Raw genomic sequence first — 16,639 nt, forward strand, 5'->3', positions numbered from 1 at the left:
AAGGAGGTAAAATTATGAATTTAGTAACTATTTCAGGTCCTCCATCTTCTGGAAAGACCTCAATTATATTAAAAACAATAGAAGCTTTGAAAAAAAGAAACATTTCTGTTGGGGTAGTTAAATTTGATTGCCTTTATACAGATGATGATATTTTATATGAAAAATCAGGCATACCTGTAAAAAAAGGACTATCTGGTTCTCTATGCCCTGATCATTATTTTGTAAGTAATATAGAAGAAGTAGTTCAGTGGGGTAAAAAATTAAATTTAGATTTTTTAATTACTGAAAGTGCAGGATTATGTAATAGGTGTTCACCTTATATTCGAGGTATAAAATCTGTTTGTGTTATTGATAATTTAAGTGGAATCAATACTCCTAAGAAAATAGGGCCTATGTTAAAATCTGCAGATATTGTTGTAATAACCAAAGGAGATATAGTATCTCAAGCAGAGAGAGAAGTATTTGCATCTAAAGTAAATTCTGTAAATCCTAAAGCTGTTATAATGAACATTAATGGATTAACTGGTCAAGGAGCTTATGAATTAAGTACACTTCTTTATGATGAAAATGTTAATATAGATACTGTTCAAGGAAGAGAACTTAAATTTCCTATGCCTTCAGCTTTGTGTTCTTACTGTCTTGGTGAAACAAGAATAGGAGAAGATTATCAGATGGGTAATGTAAGAAAAATAGAATTAGGTGATGAAAATGATAAATAATAAAATATTAGAAAGAACTTCATTAAAGGAATTACAACAAAAATATCCATTTATAATAAATTATTTTGCTGATAATAAATTAAACATTGAAGGTTTTGAAAATAATACATTTAAAGAATATATAAATCACTTTTCTCAAGAAGACATTGAGACTTGGGCTATTGATACAGAAAAGCTTATTGAAGGTCTTGTTGAATATATTAATCAAATGATAGAGTTTTTAGGAATAAAAGAAGAAAAGAGCATAGAATCTTTAACTATTATAGCTGGTAGAGATAAAAGCGGGAACAAAGAGGGCTTTGAAAAAATAAAAATAAATAAAAGTGAAATTATTTCTATTGTTGGTCCTACAGGAGCAGGTAAAAGCAGGCTTCTTGCAGATATTGAATGGGTTGCTCAAAATGATACGCCTACTGGAAGAACAATATTAATTAACGATGAAATACCAGATAAAAAATTAAGATTTTCTTCAAATAATAGGCTTGTAGCTCAGCTTTCACAAAATATGAATTTTGTGATGGACTTAACTGTTAGAGAATTTTTAGAGCTTCATGCCAAAAGTAGAATGATAGAAAATGAAGAAGAAGTAATAAAAAAAATAATAGAGGCTGCTAATAATTTATCAGGAGAAAAATTTGATTTAAATACACCTGTAACAAATTTAAGCGGTGGACAATCAAGAGCATTAATGATATCAGATACAGCTATTTTAAGTTCATCACCAATAGTATTAATAGATGAAATTGAAAATGCAGGTATAGATAGGAAAAAAGCATTAAATTTATTAGTAAGCAAAGAAAAAATTGTTTTAATGGCTACACACGATCCTACTTTAGCATTAATGGCAGATAAAAGAATTGTAATAAAAAATGGTGGTATAAGTAAAATTATAGAAACAAGTGAAGAAGAGAAGGCAATACTTTTAAAACTTGAAAAAATAGATAATGTAATTCAGAATATGAGAAATAATCTTAGAAATGGAGAAAAAATTATAAATACAGATATTTTATAAATAATTTAAAATAAAATCAGGAGGGAATTTTATGGAACATAAAGGTTGTGTAGAAATTTTTGATGATGGTAAAAAAGTAGTAGATAAAATAAGAGAAATGGGTTATGCAACCCAATCTATGCCTGCGCCTTTAAATATAAAATGTGAAGAATGTGGAGAAACTTTTGAAATGAATTATTTTGAAGATAAATGTCCCAAATGTGGTATGGTTTATGGAGTAACTCCTTGTCATGCATTTGATGCAAAAAATGTTATGCCAGCGGGAATTGACTATTAAAAATAATCATATAGACATCAAACAAAAGAATAAATATACTCTAAAAAATAATAATAAGAGTATGAAATATATTTTATCTTAAATAAAAAGCCGTACATAAAAAAGAAATTTATCTTAAATTATGTATGGCTTTTAAATTTATAAATTTATATAAATTTATATAAATATTTTAGAATAGTAATTTTATGTGAAAAAGATAATTTTGTATGATAAATTTAAACTTTAATAATTTTTATACTAATTAAATTTTATATTAGTTGATTTTCTATATATTGGTTTAGTTTTTACATGAGTTATTTGATAAGGTTTTGATGAATTTTTTAATCTTGAAATTAACATTTCAGCAGCAATAATTCCCATATCAGTACTAAATATATGAACTGTTGTTAAACTTGGCTCAACAATACTTGCTTCTGGAGAGTCATCAAAACCACAAATTGCGATTTCATCAGGTATAGTAATATTTTTATTTTTTAAAGCTTTCATAGTACTTATTGCAATGAAGTCATTAGCACATATAAATGCTGAAGGGAGATTTTTCATAGTATCTAATTTAGATTTTATCCAATTAAAATCATTATAAGGATATTGATCACTATCTAATATACAATAAGATAAATTAAGTTCTATATTATAATCAGATAATGCTTTATTAAAACCAACCCATCTTTCATTAAAACTTTTACAGTGATTATAGTCTCCAATGAAGCCTATTTTATTGTATCCATTCTCAATTAATTTTTTGGTTACTGAATATGTACTATGCATATTTTCCATCAATAATATGTCTGCATTTAATTCATTGTAAGATACATCTGCTGTACAATCTATAAAAATTGTAGGTATTCCTAAACTACTAATTAATTGAGAATATTTTTTATCAAATTGCTCTATACAAACAATTCCATCTACGCTTTTTAATTCGAAATTATTAGGAAGTGCAAGTGCATTAATTTCAGTATCTCTTAATATATGAATGGATAAATTATAACCTTCAGCACTGATTTTTTTTTCTAGTTCACTTAATAACATAGATCCAAAATGGGATCCGGTGGGCAAATGGTTAGTAAAAAGAGCAATATTACCACCTTTTTTTTGTGCAGTTAAATTTTCAGTATTCATAAATGCAAAATGTTTATATTTTAATTTAATAGCTTCTTCTATAACTTTTTTCCTTGTTTCTTCAGCTATATTTTTATTTCCATTTAAAGCCTTTGAAACAGTATTCCTAGATAATTTTAATGAATCTGCTATATCTTGTATTGTAACTTTTGGTTTACTCATTTAAAGCTTCCCTCCCTTATGCTTAGATGCAAATATAAAGCTTTCCTTATGTTAATGTACAATAATTTGAAACGAAATTCAATAAAAAAAACAAAAATATATTTTTTAAAGTTGTGATAAGCTTTGATAAAGCCATATATTTAACCAAATAAGTCAATATTATATGTGCAAATGTAAACATAAAATATATTATAAAGTTATAAATATGCAAAAAACAAGTTGACATTTGAAGCATTACTTGATAAAATTAAATCAAGATAAGCCTAAATAAAAACTTACATGTGTGCAAATGTAAACCTTAAGAAGGGAGATGTTTATTAGTTTTTTGTTAAATGTAAACAATATTTTTATGTGAAAAGAGGTGAAGATAAAAAAGAATTTTTCATTTTTACTGAAAACGATTTTTAAATTTTATCTATATTTCTATTATGATAGGGGGATAAACATGAAAAAAAAGTCATTAATTGCTTTAATATCAACTGTAAGTATTATAGCAACAACAGTATTAGCTGGATGTGGTAATAGCGATAATCAACAAAATGCTGGAAATAATAAGGTAAGCAATATAATTGTTTGGACACATGTATCTAATGATACACCTGATGCAAAAGTATATCAGCAGAGGATAGATGAATTTAATAAAAAGTTTGACGGAAAGTATAAAGCAACAATTCAATATATTCCTAGAAGTAATTCTGGTGGTGGATATAATGATAAAGTTAATGCTGCAATAGCTTCAAATTCATTACCAGATGTATTAACTAGTGACGGACCTGATACAGCAGCATGGGCTGAAGCAAAAGTACTTGCACCTATTGATGATTATGTTTCGCAGGAAGAAAAATCGAGTTATGTTGATTCAATAATTCAACAAGGAACTTATCAAGGTAAATTGTATACTTTATCACCAGCTGAAACTTCGGTTGGATTGTTTTATAATAAAGATTTATTTGTAAAAGCGGGAATAACACCTGCAACAATTGAAAAACCATGGACATGGACTGAATTTGAAGCTAACGCTAAAAAACTTCAAGCTATAGGAGTTAAATATCCATTTAACATGAATGCTTGGGAGAAGACAGAATGGGCACCATATGCGTTCCTTCCATTCTTTTGGTCAAATGGTGGAGATGTTATTGATAAAGATGGAAAGTTTGATGGAAATTTTAACTCAGATAAAAATGTAGAAACTGGCAAATTTCTTGCAAAATTAGCTTCAGAAAAATTATTACCAGTAACTCAAATAGATCAAAGTAAAGAATTCAGAGCTAAAAATTTAGCTATGTATTTAAGCGGGCCATGGGAAGTAGGCAGCTTAAGGACTGAAGGAAGTAAACCTGATTTTGAGTGGGGAGTAATGCCAATGCCAGTATCAGATAATTGGAATAATACTAGATATACAGCTTCAGGTTCATGGGGATTTGGAATGACAACATCTTCCAAAGATAAAACTGCTGCATCTGAACTTGTTAAATGGATGACTAACGTAGATTCATCAAAATTATTCTCTAAGACAACAGGTAATTTACCATCTCATAAATCCCTTGCTGATTTATATAAAGATGATTCAATAATGAATATGTTAGTTCAACAAAACGTTAATACAGCCCATCCAAGACCAGTTACACCTAATTATCCAATATTTAGAGAAGGATTTTTAAGAGCTATAGAAGGAATATTCAACGGAAAAGATGTAAAACAATCACTAGATGATGGAGTTAAATTTATTAATAGTAATATAAAGAAATAAATATCATAATACCAGAGGTGAGATATCTCACCTTTGAGTTTTATTATAGGAGGTTAGAGTTAATTGAGGCTAAATAAAAAAATAATGACATATTTCAAACAATATAATAAAAAAGAAGTTACAAAAGCTTTTTTATTTCTCTTGCCAGCATTAGTACTTGGGACTTTATTTATAATTCTTCCTATTGCATTATCTATAATTTATGGTTTTACAGATTATTATCTTTTAACTCCAAATGAAACTAAATTTGTAGGGTTAAAGAATTTTAGCACTATGCTTAAGGATCCTATGGTAATTAAAGCATTTATAAATACAGCTTATTTTGTTATTATGGTAATACCTGTACAATTAGGGACTGCATTAATTTTAGCTGTTTTGGTTAATAAAAAATTCAAGTTTAATACATTGTACAGAACGGCTTTTTATGCACCAAATATTATTTCATTGGTAGTTTTATCATTACTATGGAATATGTTACTCTCACCTAATGGGGGACTTATAAATACCTTACTTCAATCAATTGGATTACCTGCACAACCATTTCTATCAAGTCCAAAGCAGGCAATGCCAACTATAATGTTTATTTCATCTTGGCAGGGGGCGGGTTTCCAAATGATGATTTTCCTTGCTGGATTAAGCAATATACCAACAGATCAATATGAAGCAGCTGATATTGATGGAGCAAACAAGTGGAAACAATTTCTTTACATTACTTTACCTGGCCTAAGGCCTGTAGCTGTATTTGTATTAGTTACAACAATAATTTCTGCATTTAAGCTTATTGTACAACCTATGGTTATGACAGGTGGAGGACCATTAGATTCCACTCTTACTATTGTATATCATATATTTAATGTAGGTTATAAATTTAGATATGTTGGATATGCAAGTGCTATTGCATTAACATTTACAATAATTCTTCTTCCAATATCAATTCTTCAATCTAAGTTAGGAAAGGAGCAGTAAAATGACACATAAAAGAATAATAATTGAAACTATAAAATATATCATATTAACAATATTTGCAATCTTATTTTTAGCTCCTTTAGTTTGGATGATTGTTAATTCAATGAAAACTGAAAACAATATATTTAAAGATATGACTTCTCTTGCTACTTTTTTACCAGCAAGAAATCCTTCTGAATGGTTTAGTGCATATTATAAATTATTTGATAGGTTTAATATTATAAGACCTGTAGTAAATAGTTTAGCATATGCTAGTATAACTGTTATTTCAAGTTTAATAGTAAATTCTATGGCAGGATATGCGTTATCTAGATATAATTTTCCTTTAAAAAATTTAATATTAACTGGTATTATTGCACTGCTTATTGTGCCTTTAGAGAATACTACAATACCTTTATTTACAATAATACATCGATTAAAGCTTACGAATACTTATGCAGGATTAATATTACCATCAATAACTAATATGTTTTTAATTTATTTATTTAAGCAATTTTTTGATACAATACCAAAAGAATATGAAGAAGCAGGACAGATAGATGGAGCTTCAACTGCAAAAATATTTGTTAAAGTTATTGTTCCGTTATCAAAACCAATATATGCTACTGCGGCGGTTATGACATTTATTTGGTCATGGAATGATTACGTTTGGCCTTTAATGGTTATGACAGATGACAAAAAATATCCTATTCAAGTAGCTATAAATGTTATATTTAATACTCAACCAGTATTTACAGATCAAATTATGGCGGCATTAACTATAGCTACAATACCAATGATTATAATTTATGCGACAATGCAAAAATATGTTACTCAAGGACTAGCAGGTGTAGGCATAAAATAGTGGAGGGAATTTAATGAGTGAATTATTAAAACGTGCTAACAAATATAAAGAGAGTAAAGAATGCGAAACTATAGATATATATAGACCTAATTTCCATTTTACACCTGTATGTGGATGGATAAACGATCCAAATGGATTTATATATTACAATGGACAATATCATTTGTTCTATCAACATTATCCTTATGATACAATTTGGGGTCCAATGTATTGGGGCCATGCAGTAAGCGCGGATTTAATAAAATGGTATCATCTTCCAATAGCTATGGCTCCTGATGAAATTTACGATAAAGATGGATGCTTTTCAGGGAGTGCCATAGAAAAAGAGGGGAAACTTTATTTGATTTATACGGGACATGTACACCCAAATAATTATAAAAATTTAGTAAATCAAACTCAGTGTATTGCTTTTTCAAATGATGGAGTAAATTTTGACAAATATTCTAATAATCCGGTGATAAAAAATGAACTATTTACTGATGATATGTCTATAAGTGATTTTAGAGATCCACGAGTTATAAAAATTGATAATAAATATTTTTGCATTGTTGGTTCTAAAACAACACAGGGAATAGGTCAGTTGCTGCTTTTTGAATCGGAAGATTTGATTGAATGGAAATTTAAATCAGTTATGTTAAAAGGTGATGAACGTTTTGGAAACATGTGGGAATGCCCAGATATGTTTCATTTGGACGATAAAGATGTAATTATTATTTCTCCAATTGCAATGAATTCTCAAGGAGAACGATATAAAAATGTAAGTAGTTCTATTTGGATGATTGGTACATTTAATTCTAGTGAAGGTAAATTTATTATGGAAAAATACGGAGAAATAGATCATGGGTTAGATTTTTATGCTCCTCAGTCTACTATTTCACCAGATGGGAAAAGAATTATGATTGCTTGGATGGAAATATGGGGACATACTATGCCAACACATGAAATGGGACTTAACTGGACAGGAGCAATGATACTTCCACGTGAATTATCAATTAAGAATAATGAATTAATTCAAAAACCAGTTAGCAGTATAGATAAATATTGTAAATTGGTTGAAGAAATTAAAGAATTAAGCGTAGATAATTTTAATAAAACTTTTAAGCTTAAAACTGCAATGCGAATAAAATGTAAAATAAATATTACAGAAAATACAAAAATTAATATACAAGTATATCCTACAGATTCAGAAAACATTTTTTTAACATATAAAGATAATCAATTTACTCTTTATAGAAAAAATTCTTGTTATTTAAAAGATGATTATCGTAAAACGGATGTTTTAAACTTAAATAATTTGTTTGAAATAGATATTATATTAGACAATTCAGCACTTGAAATATTTTTAGATGGTGGTAGACGTGTATTGAGTGCAAGAGTTTATCCACAAAATACAGAATCATTAATGGAAATAAGTATTATAGGGAGTGCAAAAATTCATAAACTTGAATGTTTTTCAATAAAAGTACAGTGAAATTTTATATGATTATTATAAAACTAACTAAAAATTTATAATATTATAAATTACTTTTTATAAATTACTTTATTTAAGAAAATAAAAAATATATAAAACGATAAAAATAAAAGAAGTGTGAAGGTAATTATTAAAATTGCCTTCATACTTCTTTTAAAATTTAAAGTCATAAATAAATTTATAATAATGGTATATAAATATAAATTTTTATATATTATAAACTTATTATCAAATAATAAATATTTTTATATTTACATTAAATTAATATATGGTTATAATAAAATACTAATAAATATGTTTTAAAATAAAATAACTGTTATATAAATTTTTAAAGGAGAGGTGATTATGTCTAAAGAAATTGAGCTTAGTTTGGAAAAACCTGAAGAATTATATACTGTTGCTAAGGCTTTGGCATCAGAGATAAGAATAGAAATAATAAAACTTTTAAATTTTAATTCATTAAATGTAAATGAAATTTCTGAATGTTTAGGAATACCTGCTTCAACAGCTGCAGTTAATGTTAAAATTTTAGAAGAAGCAGGGCTTATCCATACAGAACTTCAGCCAGGAACTAGAGGCTCTATGAAACTATGTAGTAGAAAAAGAGATTTTATACAAATTATATTAAAGTCTTCTAAGCCTTCAAGTGATAAATCTTATTATATAAATATGCCTATAGGAAGTTATGTAGACTGTAAAGCATATCCAACTTGTGGTATTGTAACAGATAAAGGGTATTTAGGTGTAGAAGATGATCCAAGAAGCTTTTATGATCCTTTAAGAATTAATGCACAGTTAATTTGGTTTCATAAAGGATATTTAGAATATAGATTTCCTAATACTGTTTTGGAAAAAGTTAAAGCTAAAATGATTGAGATATCAGTAGAAGTTTGTTCTGAAGCACCAAATTTTAGAAATGAGTGGCCTTCAGATATAACAATGTGGGTTAATGGAATTGAATGTGGTACTTGGACTAGCCCAGGTGATTTTGGAGGGAGAAGAGGAAAATTAAATCCAATATGGTGGTCAGATGGATCAACGCAATTTGGAATGTTAAAAACATGGAGAATAACAAAAGAAGGGGCTTTTATAGATGGTAAAAAAGTTTCTAATATAAATATAAATAAATTAGATTTAGAAAAAAATGATTTTATTTCTGTTAGAATTGGAATTAAGGATGATGCGAAAAATATTGGTGGAATGAATTTGTTTGGAGATAATTTTGGAGATTACCCTCAGCATATAGTTATGAGAATAGATTATTAAAATAATTTATTTATCATAAATAAAAAACTAATATTGAATTTTAACTATGTTTATCAAGGATAAAATTTTTGCTTTAATCCTTGATAAATTTATTTTATTAAGTAATTATTATATGAATATAGTTTAGGTTAAAATTATATTGATTGTTAAATTCAACATTAATAAAAATTTTTATAAAAATTAAAAAATATATTGACATATAGAAAACGTTTTTTTATAATTAAATTAAACAAAAAAAATGTAATAAAACATAAAATTTGTTTTAAAAATAAACAAATTTTATTTTCCCAAAATAAACAAAAAAATTGTTTTAAAACAAAAAGTATAATAATAATTTCTTTTAACTCAATTATTAAATAGTGATGTTAATTGCATTAAAAGTGCAATTGATATAAATAATTTATTAATAAAACGGGGGGAAATATAATATGAATTACAAAAAAATATTAAGTTTAGCTTTAACAGCTGCTATGACTGTTGGACTGGCAGCATGCAGTCCTAAAAAACCTGATACAAGTAAAAATAATACTACATCAGATGGAAGAATAAAAATAAGATTTATAAATGGATTTACTGGTGGCGACGGTGAATACATGAAAAAAATTACGGACGGGTTTAATAAATCGCAAAATAAATATTTTGTTGAAGAACTTCAGGAAAAAGATCATTATACGAAGTTTAAGGCAGATAATTTTGATTTAGTAGTTATGCATGTTAACAATTTAACTACTTATGTAAAAGATGGTTCTTTAAGAGAAATGAACGATATATATGATAAAGCTGGAATAAAAATAGGAGATTTTCATCCAATAGCAGAAAAGCTTGTAACAAGAGATGGTAAATTGTATGCAATTCCTTTAGATATACATCCGTTGACAATGTTTTATAATAAAAAACTTATAAGTAAAGCACCTGAAAATTATGAAGATTTAATAAAAATAAATCAAGAACTTCAATCTAAAGATAAAAATTTATATGCACTAGGAGTTCCTAATTCAGGATTAGTAGAGTTTTACATGCTCACTATAGCTGCTCAAGACGGAATAAAATTGGATAAAGATGGATATTTAAATTTTGCTCAACCTGAATATGCGAAATCATTAATGAAATTTCATGATATGATTTGGAAAGATAAAATTTCACCAGAAGGATTAGGATTAGATGGAGAATTTCAATCATTTATGAAAGAAAGTAAAGAAAATGCAGCAGTTCAAACAGCAATCGCATTAACAGGTCCTTGGTTTTATGGAGCAGCAAAAGAAAAATATGGTGATGATTTAGGAATAGGAACAATACCTGTATTAGGGCAAAAGAAAGCTGTTTATGGAAATGGACATACAATAGCAGTTTCTAAAACAGTAACAGATGATAAAAAAATTGAGGCAATTGCTGAATTCTTTAAATATATGTATAAACCAGAGAATTTAATAAATTGGGCAGATGCAGGACAGGCTCCACTTCACAAAGCAACTATGGAACTTGTTAATAAAAATAAAGATAAATATCAATTGGCATATTATAATCAACAACAATTTGATACTTTTGTTCAAGCTCCAGATGTATACCAATTTGGGGAACAAATTAGATATATGAATGAAACAGTATTTAATAAACTAGTTTCAACAAAAAATTTAACTGAAGATGAATTAATGATAGAACTAAAAAATGCTACAGAATTAGCAAAACAAGTAAGTGGTATTAAATAAATTTAATTATAATATACGTGAATTAATATAAATTAATTCACGTATATTATATATTTTTAGCTGTTAAATTTTTATAGAAGGAAGTGACAATATGAGAATTAGTAAATTTAAATCAATACTTTTCTTACTGCCATTTTTATTATGTTTTATAATATTTTGGTTGATACCCATAATATTTGGCATATGGATAAGTCTTAATAATTGGAATCTTTCAACAGGAATTCATAGATTTATAGGACTAAAAAATTATATAGATATTTTTACATCTGGTAATATGTATAATGCATTTTTTATGAAAGCTTTAAAAAATGTACTAATATTTGTTCTTATTAGTGTACCACCGCTTGTAATAGTTGCTTTATGTTTAGCTTTAATAGTAGACAATTTACCTAATAAATTAAAACCTGTATTTAGAACAATATTTTTTATATCTTATTCTGTTTCTGTAACTGCAGTAGCTTCAATATTTTTATGGTTATTTAATGGAAATGGAGGATTTATAAATAACATTCTTATAAATTTAGGGATAATATCTTCACCAATTAATTGGCTAAATAAACAGCCTTATGCTTGGATTGCTTTAGTTATTACAACAATATGGTGGACAATAGGTTATAATATGATGTTGTTTATAAATTCCTTAAATGATATAGATCAATCACTATATGAGGCAGCTTCTTTAGATGGAGCTAATTTTTGGTATAAATTTAAAAGCATTATATATCCATCTATTAAAAATGTATTAGTTTTTGTAATTTTAACAACAACTATTGCTTCTTTTAATCTATATGGTCAAGCAAAATTAATTACTGCAGGTGGGCCTTCACAAAGCACAACTACATTGATTATGAATATTGAAAAAACTGTATTTGGGTTAAATCAGCTAGGAGCTGGTTCGGCTATGGCTATATTGATGGGAATAATTATAATGTTAATATCTTTTTTGCAGATGATTATAACACGTGAAAAAGATGAAATTAGGAGGTAAGGATAATGAAGAGTAAAAAAATAAGTACTGTAATATTAGTTTTGATAGCAATAATATTAGCTACATTATTTATGTTACCATTAATATGGATGATTTTAACATCTTTTAAAACTCTTTCAGAGTCTATGGCTTCTGCAAACTTACTTCCTAAAATATGGACATTTGAAAATTATAAAAGTATTTTTTCTGCTACAACAGAAGCACCAATTATTCAATGGCTTATCAATACAGCTATTGTAACAGTAATAGGGACATTATTTACAATATTTATAGATATTTTAGCAGCGTATGCATTAGCGCGATTAAATGTACCTTTTAAAAGTTTCTTTTTAACAATTATTATTGCAGCTATGGCTGTACCTGGAATTGTTACATTATTTCCTTCTTACTATATTTTTAAAACATTTAAATTATTAAATTCTTATATACCATTAACACTTCCTTATACTGCAAATGTAATAGGAGTATATCTAATTTATAATTTTTTAATAGGTTTTCCCAAAGAATTAGAAGAAGCAGCATCTATAGATGGAGCTTCATATATAGATATTTTAATAAAAGTGGTTTATCCATCAATTAAACCTGTAGTAATGACATTAGGTGTTATTACTTTTCTTGGAATATATAATGATTATCTGTGGCCTTCATTGGTTGTAAGTAATAATGAAATGAAGACAATAACCACAGGTCTTGCAGGACTTATACAAGGAGCAAATTTTGTAAATCCAGCAAAAATGATGGCATCAACAGTAATTGCTGTATTGCCAGCAATAGCAATATTTTTAGTAGTTAATAAATATATAGTTAAAGGTATAACTAATACAGGAATAAAGTAGGAGTTGATTATAGTAATGTATAGAAAAGAATATCCAAGACCAAATTTTGTTAGAAAAGAATGGTTAAATCTTAATGGTGAATGGGATTTTAGATTTGAGAATGAAGATTGGCAAAAAATAAATGTTCCTTTTGCTTATCAATCTAAATTAAGCGGTATAAATGATAATAAGCCATGTAATATGGTTTGGTATAAAAGAAAATTTAAAATACCATATAATTGGAAAGATAAATCTATAATAATAAATTTTGGTGCAGTTGATTACCATTGTAAGGTTTATGTAAATGAAAAAATGGTTGGAGAACACATAGGAGGGCATACAAGTTTTTCATTTGATATAACTAAAAATTTAAATTGGAATGAAGAAGAATTAATTGTAGAAGTTTATGATCCATGGGATGATGAGACAATTCCAAGAGGGAAACAATATTGGATTGAAAATCCAAGCAGTATTTGGTATAAAAGAACAACAGGAATTTGGCAAACTGTTTGGATAGAACCAATAAATTTTATAAATTTAAAATATGTTAAATTTACGCCAGATATTGATAAAGGAGAAGTTTGTATAGAATTTGAAGTGCCTAGGATTGAAAAAGATTTAGAAGCAGAGATTACGATAAGTTTTAAAGGACAACTTGTAGTAAAAGATACTATAAATATAATAGAAAAATATAATAAAAGAAGTATAGATTTATTTAATAAGAAAATATTTAGGACATTTAATCATGGCTCTGGGTGGTGTTGGACACCTGAAAATCCAAATTTATTTGATGTAAAAATAAAACTTATAAAAGATGATGAAACTTTAGATGAAGTATATACTTATTTTGGAATGAGAAAAATTCATACAGAAAAAGGTATTGTATATTTAAACAATAGACCATATTATCAAAAACTTGTATTAGATCAAGGTTATTGGCCAGAAGGATTGTTAACTGCTCCTTATGATGAAGATTTTAAAAAAGATATAGAACTTGCAAAAAAAATGGGATTTAATGGGTGTAGAAAACATCAAAAAGTTGAAGATCCAAGATTTTTATATTGGGCAGATAAGCTAGGATTTATTGTTTGGGGTGAAATGCCAAGTAATGCAGAATATAGTTCAGTAGCAGTTGAAAGATTAATAAAAGAATGGATTGAGGTTATAAATAGAGATTATAATCATCCGTGTATAGTTGCATGGGTACCTTTAAATGAAAGTTGGGGTATTCCTAGAGTAGGAAGAGATGAGATGGAACAGCATCATTCACTTACAATGTATCATCTTACTCATTCTTTAGATAAAACAAGACTTGTAATATCAAATGATGGATGGGAGCTAACAAAAACAGATATTTGTGCTATTCACAATTATAATCATGGTTCAAAATATGAAAATGAAAAATATCAATATTATTTAAAGTCATTACAAAATAAAGAAAATATATTAGTTTCACAACCAGCAGGAAGAAGAATATATGCTAACGGTTTTAAAAATGAAGGAGAACCTATTATGCTTACTGAATTTGGAGGAATTGCTTTTGATAAAAAACATCCACAAGGCTGGGGATACACGTCTGTATCAAGTGAAGAAGAATTTTTAGAAGATTATGAAAGAATAATAGATGCAATATATAATTCTGATATTATATTTGGATTTTGTTATACACAACTTACTGATGTAGAGCAAGAAGTAAATGGGCTGTTAACTTATGATAGAAAACCAAAATGTAAATTGGAAGAAATAAAAAGAATTAATGAAAAATATAGACATAATATTGTATATTAAAAGGTGAAAAATATGAAAATTGGAGCAAGAAAAATAAAAAATATAAAAACAGAAGATATTCATATTAGAGATGCTTTTGTATATGCAGATCATGAGAGAAAAAAATATTTTCTTTTTGGAACTACTTTTGCTGATGGTATAGGAGATATAGATCCATATTTTGAGGTTTATATAGGAGAAGATTTAAAAAACTGGAGTGGTCCATATGTTGCTTTTAGCCCTCCAAAAGGGTTTTGGGGAGTTAGAAACTATTGGGCACCAGAAGTTCATAAATATAAAGATAAATACTACATGTTTGCATCTTTTAAAGGTGGAATTGGTGAAAATAGAGGAACAGGAATATTGATTGCAGATAAACCAGAAGGACCATATTATCCATACAGTAATGGTGCCGTTACATTAAAAAATGCAGAATGTTTAGATGGAACTTTATATGTTGACACTAATAATCAGCCTTGGATTATATTTTCTCATGAATGGACAGAAACTTTTAATGGTAAAATTAAAGCTCTTAAATTGACTGAGGATTTAAAAGAAGCAAAAAATCAAGAAGCTTATGAAATTTTGGATGCTTCAAAGATGAAATGGATAAGACTGTTTAATGATGATAGAATAGAAAAACAAGGTTATTTAACTGATGCGCCATATATATATAAGACTAAAAAAGGAACATTACTTTTGCTTTGGTCAAGTTATTCTATAAAAGGATATAGTGAAAATGGATTAGGAGGCTATACAGTTGCTATTGCTCGTTCAGAAAATGGGATGATTGAAAGTAAATGGACAAATGACGATAAATTATTACTTGATTGTAATGCAGGTCATCCTAGTTTATTTGTAGATTTTAAAGGAAATTTAAGGTTATGTGTTCATAGTCCTGATACTCCTCATGGCAAGGAAAGAGCTAAGTTTTTTACATTAAAAGAAGAAAATGATACATTAAAAGTTATTGATTAAAATATATACTTATATTAGCATATAAAAAGTAACTTTAAATTTAAGCCTATGTTATATACTTAACATAGGCTTTTTTATGACTAAAAAATCATTTAAAAATTTAAAAACTTAAATTTTTAAATAACATTTTAAAATTAGTTGAAAAAGTTACACCATTATAGTAAAATAAAATTATTGATAAATGAAAACAATTTCGGTTAGAATGTGGAGGGATAAATTTAAAAAAATTAAAGTAAAAATAGAAAATAAAGAGCTAAATTTATTAAAAATATAAATTAGGAGATGTTTATAATGAAATTATTTATTGATACTGCTAATGTCAAGGAAATTAGAGAAGCTAATGAAATGGGTGTCATTTGTGGAGTAACTACAAATCCATCATTAATTGCTAAAGAGGGAAGAGATTTTAAAGAAGTAATAAAAGAAATAACTTCTATAGTTGATGGTCCAATAAGTGGAGAAGTTACAAGCGATGATGCGCCTAGTATGATTGCAGAAGGTAGAGAAATAGCTAAAATACATAAAAATATGGTAGTTAAAATACCTATGACAGGGGAAGGAATGAAGGCAGTTAATGTGCTTTCAAAAGAAGGAATTAAAACAAATGTTACATTAGTATTTACAGCAGCACAAGCTTTACTTGCAGCAAATGCAGGAGCAAGCTTTGTAAGTCCATTTTTAGGAAGGTTAGATGATATTTCAACTAATGGTATGGATTTAATTGAAAAAATATCAACTATATATTCAAAACACAACATAAATACTGAAATTATTGCAGCAAGTATAAGAAATCCTC

At 27.2% G+C, this 16,639-nt stretch carries 15 protein-coding genes; 14 read left to right on the forward strand and 1 reads right to left on the reverse strand.

All coding sequences use genetic code 11. The annotated features are described in order from the left end of the window. The first annotated feature begins 14 nt into the window (after positions 1–14). From B5D11_RS08395 to B5D11_RS08405, 3 genes are read left to right on the forward strand one after another with little or no spacing between them, the layout of a single operon-like run. Positions 15–719 carry a GTP-binding protein gene (locus B5D11_RS08395; protein ID WP_078682590.1) on the forward strand — a complete coding sequence of 235 codons (705 nt, stop codon included), beginning with the start codon at positions 15–17 and terminating at the stop codon, positions 717–719. Then, entirely contained in the window at positions 709–1,731 is a 1,023-nt protein-coding gene (locus B5D11_RS08400; protein ID WP_078682591.1) for an ATP-binding cassette domain-containing protein, read from the forward strand. Before B5D11_RS08395 ends, B5D11_RS08400 begins: the two co-directional genes overlap by 11 nt. A gap of 31 nt (positions 1,732–1,762) precedes the next feature. After that, entirely contained in the window at positions 1,763–2,008 is a 246-nt protein-coding gene (locus B5D11_RS08405) for a hypothetical protein (protein WP_078682592.1), read from the forward strand. Positions 2,009–2,245: 237 nt separating this feature from the next. Here B5D11_RS08405 and B5D11_RS08410 read toward each other — a convergent pair whose 3' ends face one another. Further along, positions 2,246–3,292, reverse strand: a complete 1,047-nt coding sequence (locus B5D11_RS08410; RefSeq protein ID WP_078682593.1) for a LacI family DNA-binding transcriptional regulator — start codon at positions 3,290–3,292, stop codon at positions 2,246–2,248. 445 nt (positions 3,293–3,737) lie between these two features. Between B5D11_RS08410 and B5D11_RS08415 the strand changes: the two genes are divergently transcribed. The 11 genes from B5D11_RS08415 to fsa all read left to right on the forward strand — a co-directional run. After that, positions 3,738–5,042: a sugar ABC transporter substrate-binding protein gene (locus B5D11_RS08415; protein WP_078682594.1), complete on the forward strand. Its 1,305-nt coding sequence runs from the start codon at positions 3,738–3,740 to the stop codon at positions 5,040–5,042. 63 nt (positions 5,043–5,105) lie between these two features. After that, on the forward strand, positions 5,106–6,008 hold the full coding sequence (locus B5D11_RS08420; protein ID WP_228202013.1) for a carbohydrate ABC transporter permease: 903 nt from the start codon (positions 5,106–5,108) through the stop codon (positions 6,006–6,008). A gap of 1 nt (position 6,009) precedes the next feature. Continuing rightward, positions 6,010–6,852, forward strand: a complete 843-nt coding sequence (locus B5D11_RS08425) for a carbohydrate ABC transporter permease (protein ID WP_078682595.1) — start codon at positions 6,010–6,012, stop codon at positions 6,850–6,852. 13 nt (positions 6,853–6,865) lie between these two features. Continuing rightward, positions 6,866–8,323, forward strand: coding sequence for a glycoside hydrolase family 32 protein (locus tag B5D11_RS08430; protein ID WP_078682596.1), 1,458 nt, complete (start codon positions 6,866–6,868; stop codon positions 8,321–8,323). Positions 8,324–8,668: 345 nt separating this feature from the next. Further along, positions 8,669–9,589, forward strand: coding sequence for an ArsR/SmtB family transcription factor (locus B5D11_RS08435; protein ID WP_078682597.1), 921 nt, complete (start codon positions 8,669–8,671; stop codon positions 9,587–9,589). 428 nt (positions 9,590–10,017) lie between these two features. Next, positions 10,018–11,295: an ABC transporter substrate-binding protein gene (locus B5D11_RS08440; protein WP_078682598.1), complete on the forward strand. Its 1,278-nt coding sequence runs from the start codon at positions 10,018–10,020 to the stop codon at positions 11,293–11,295. Between the two features lie 160 nt (positions 11,296–11,455). After that, on the forward strand, positions 11,456–12,283 hold the full coding sequence (locus B5D11_RS08445) for a carbohydrate ABC transporter permease (RefSeq protein ID WP_242942258.1): 828 nt from the start codon (positions 11,456–11,458) through the stop codon (positions 12,281–12,283). A gap of 5 nt (positions 12,284–12,288) precedes the next feature. Next, positions 12,289–13,119: a carbohydrate ABC transporter permease gene (locus B5D11_RS08450; protein ID WP_078682600.1), complete on the forward strand. Its 831-nt coding sequence runs from the start codon at positions 12,289–12,291 to the stop codon at positions 13,117–13,119. Positions 13,120–13,134: 15 nt separating this feature from the next. Continuing rightward, positions 13,135–14,886, forward strand: coding sequence for a glycoside hydrolase family 2 protein (locus B5D11_RS08455; protein ID WP_078682601.1), 1,752 nt, complete (start codon positions 13,135–13,137; stop codon positions 14,884–14,886). A 12-nt stretch (positions 14,887–14,898) separates the two neighbouring features. Then, the gene (locus tag B5D11_RS08460) at positions 14,899–15,843 is read left to right on the forward strand and encodes a glycoside hydrolase family 43 protein (protein WP_078682602.1); all 945 of its coding nucleotides are present in this window, start codon (positions 14,899–14,901) and stop codon (positions 15,841–15,843) included. A 291-nt stretch (positions 15,844–16,134) separates the two neighbouring features. Continuing rightward, positions 16,135–16,639: fructose-6-phosphate aldolase (gene fsa, locus B5D11_RS08465; protein ID WP_078682603.1), on the forward strand; the 505-nt coding region annotated here is incomplete at its 3' end.

This window comes from Clostridium sp. USBA 49, assembly GCF_900167505.1.
GTDB classification, from domain to species: domain Bacteria; phylum Bacillota; class Clostridia; order Clostridiales; family Clostridiaceae; genus Clostridium_AT; species Clostridium_AT prolinivorans.

What these genes read in the sequence shown, in the direction of transcription:
- B5D11_RS08395 (WP_078682590.1), top strand. Translation starts at nt 15, where the DNA reads ATGAATTTAGTAACTATTTCAGGTCCTCCATCTTCTGGAAAGACCTCA.
- B5D11_RS08400 (WP_078682591.1), top strand. Translation starts at nt 709, where the DNA reads ATGATAAATAATAAAATATTAGAAAGAACTTCATTAAAGGAATTACAA.
- B5D11_RS08405 (WP_078682592.1), top strand. Translation starts at nt 1,763, where the DNA reads ATGGAACATAAAGGTTGTGTAGAAATTTTTGATGATGGTAAAAAAGTA.
- B5D11_RS08410 (WP_078682593.1), bottom strand. Translation starts at nt 3,292, where the DNA reads ATGAGTAAACCAAAAGTTACAATACAAGATATAGCAGATTCATTAAAA.
- B5D11_RS08415 (WP_078682594.1), top strand. Translation starts at nt 3,738, where the DNA reads ATGAAAAAAAAGTCATTAATTGCTTTAATATCAACTGTAAGTATTATA.
- B5D11_RS08425 (WP_078682595.1), top strand. Translation starts at nt 6,010, where the DNA reads ATGACACATAAAAGAATAATAATTGAAACTATAAAATATATCATATTA.
- B5D11_RS08430 (WP_078682596.1), top strand. Translation starts at nt 6,866, where the DNA reads ATGAGTGAATTATTAAAACGTGCTAACAAATATAAAGAGAGTAAAGAA.
- B5D11_RS08435 (WP_078682597.1), top strand. Translation starts at nt 8,669, where the DNA reads ATGTCTAAAGAAATTGAGCTTAGTTTGGAAAAACCTGAAGAATTATAT.
- B5D11_RS08440 (WP_078682598.1), top strand. Translation starts at nt 10,018, where the DNA reads ATGAATTACAAAAAAATATTAAGTTTAGCTTTAACAGCTGCTATGACT.
- B5D11_RS08450 (WP_078682600.1), top strand. Translation starts at nt 12,289, where the DNA reads ATGAAGAGTAAAAAAATAAGTACTGTAATATTAGTTTTGATAGCAATA.
- B5D11_RS08455 (WP_078682601.1), top strand. Translation starts at nt 13,135, where the DNA reads ATGTATAGAAAAGAATATCCAAGACCAAATTTTGTTAGAAAAGAATGG.
- B5D11_RS08460 (WP_078682602.1), top strand. Translation starts at nt 14,899, where the DNA reads ATGAAAATTGGAGCAAGAAAAATAAAAAATATAAAAACAGAAGATATT.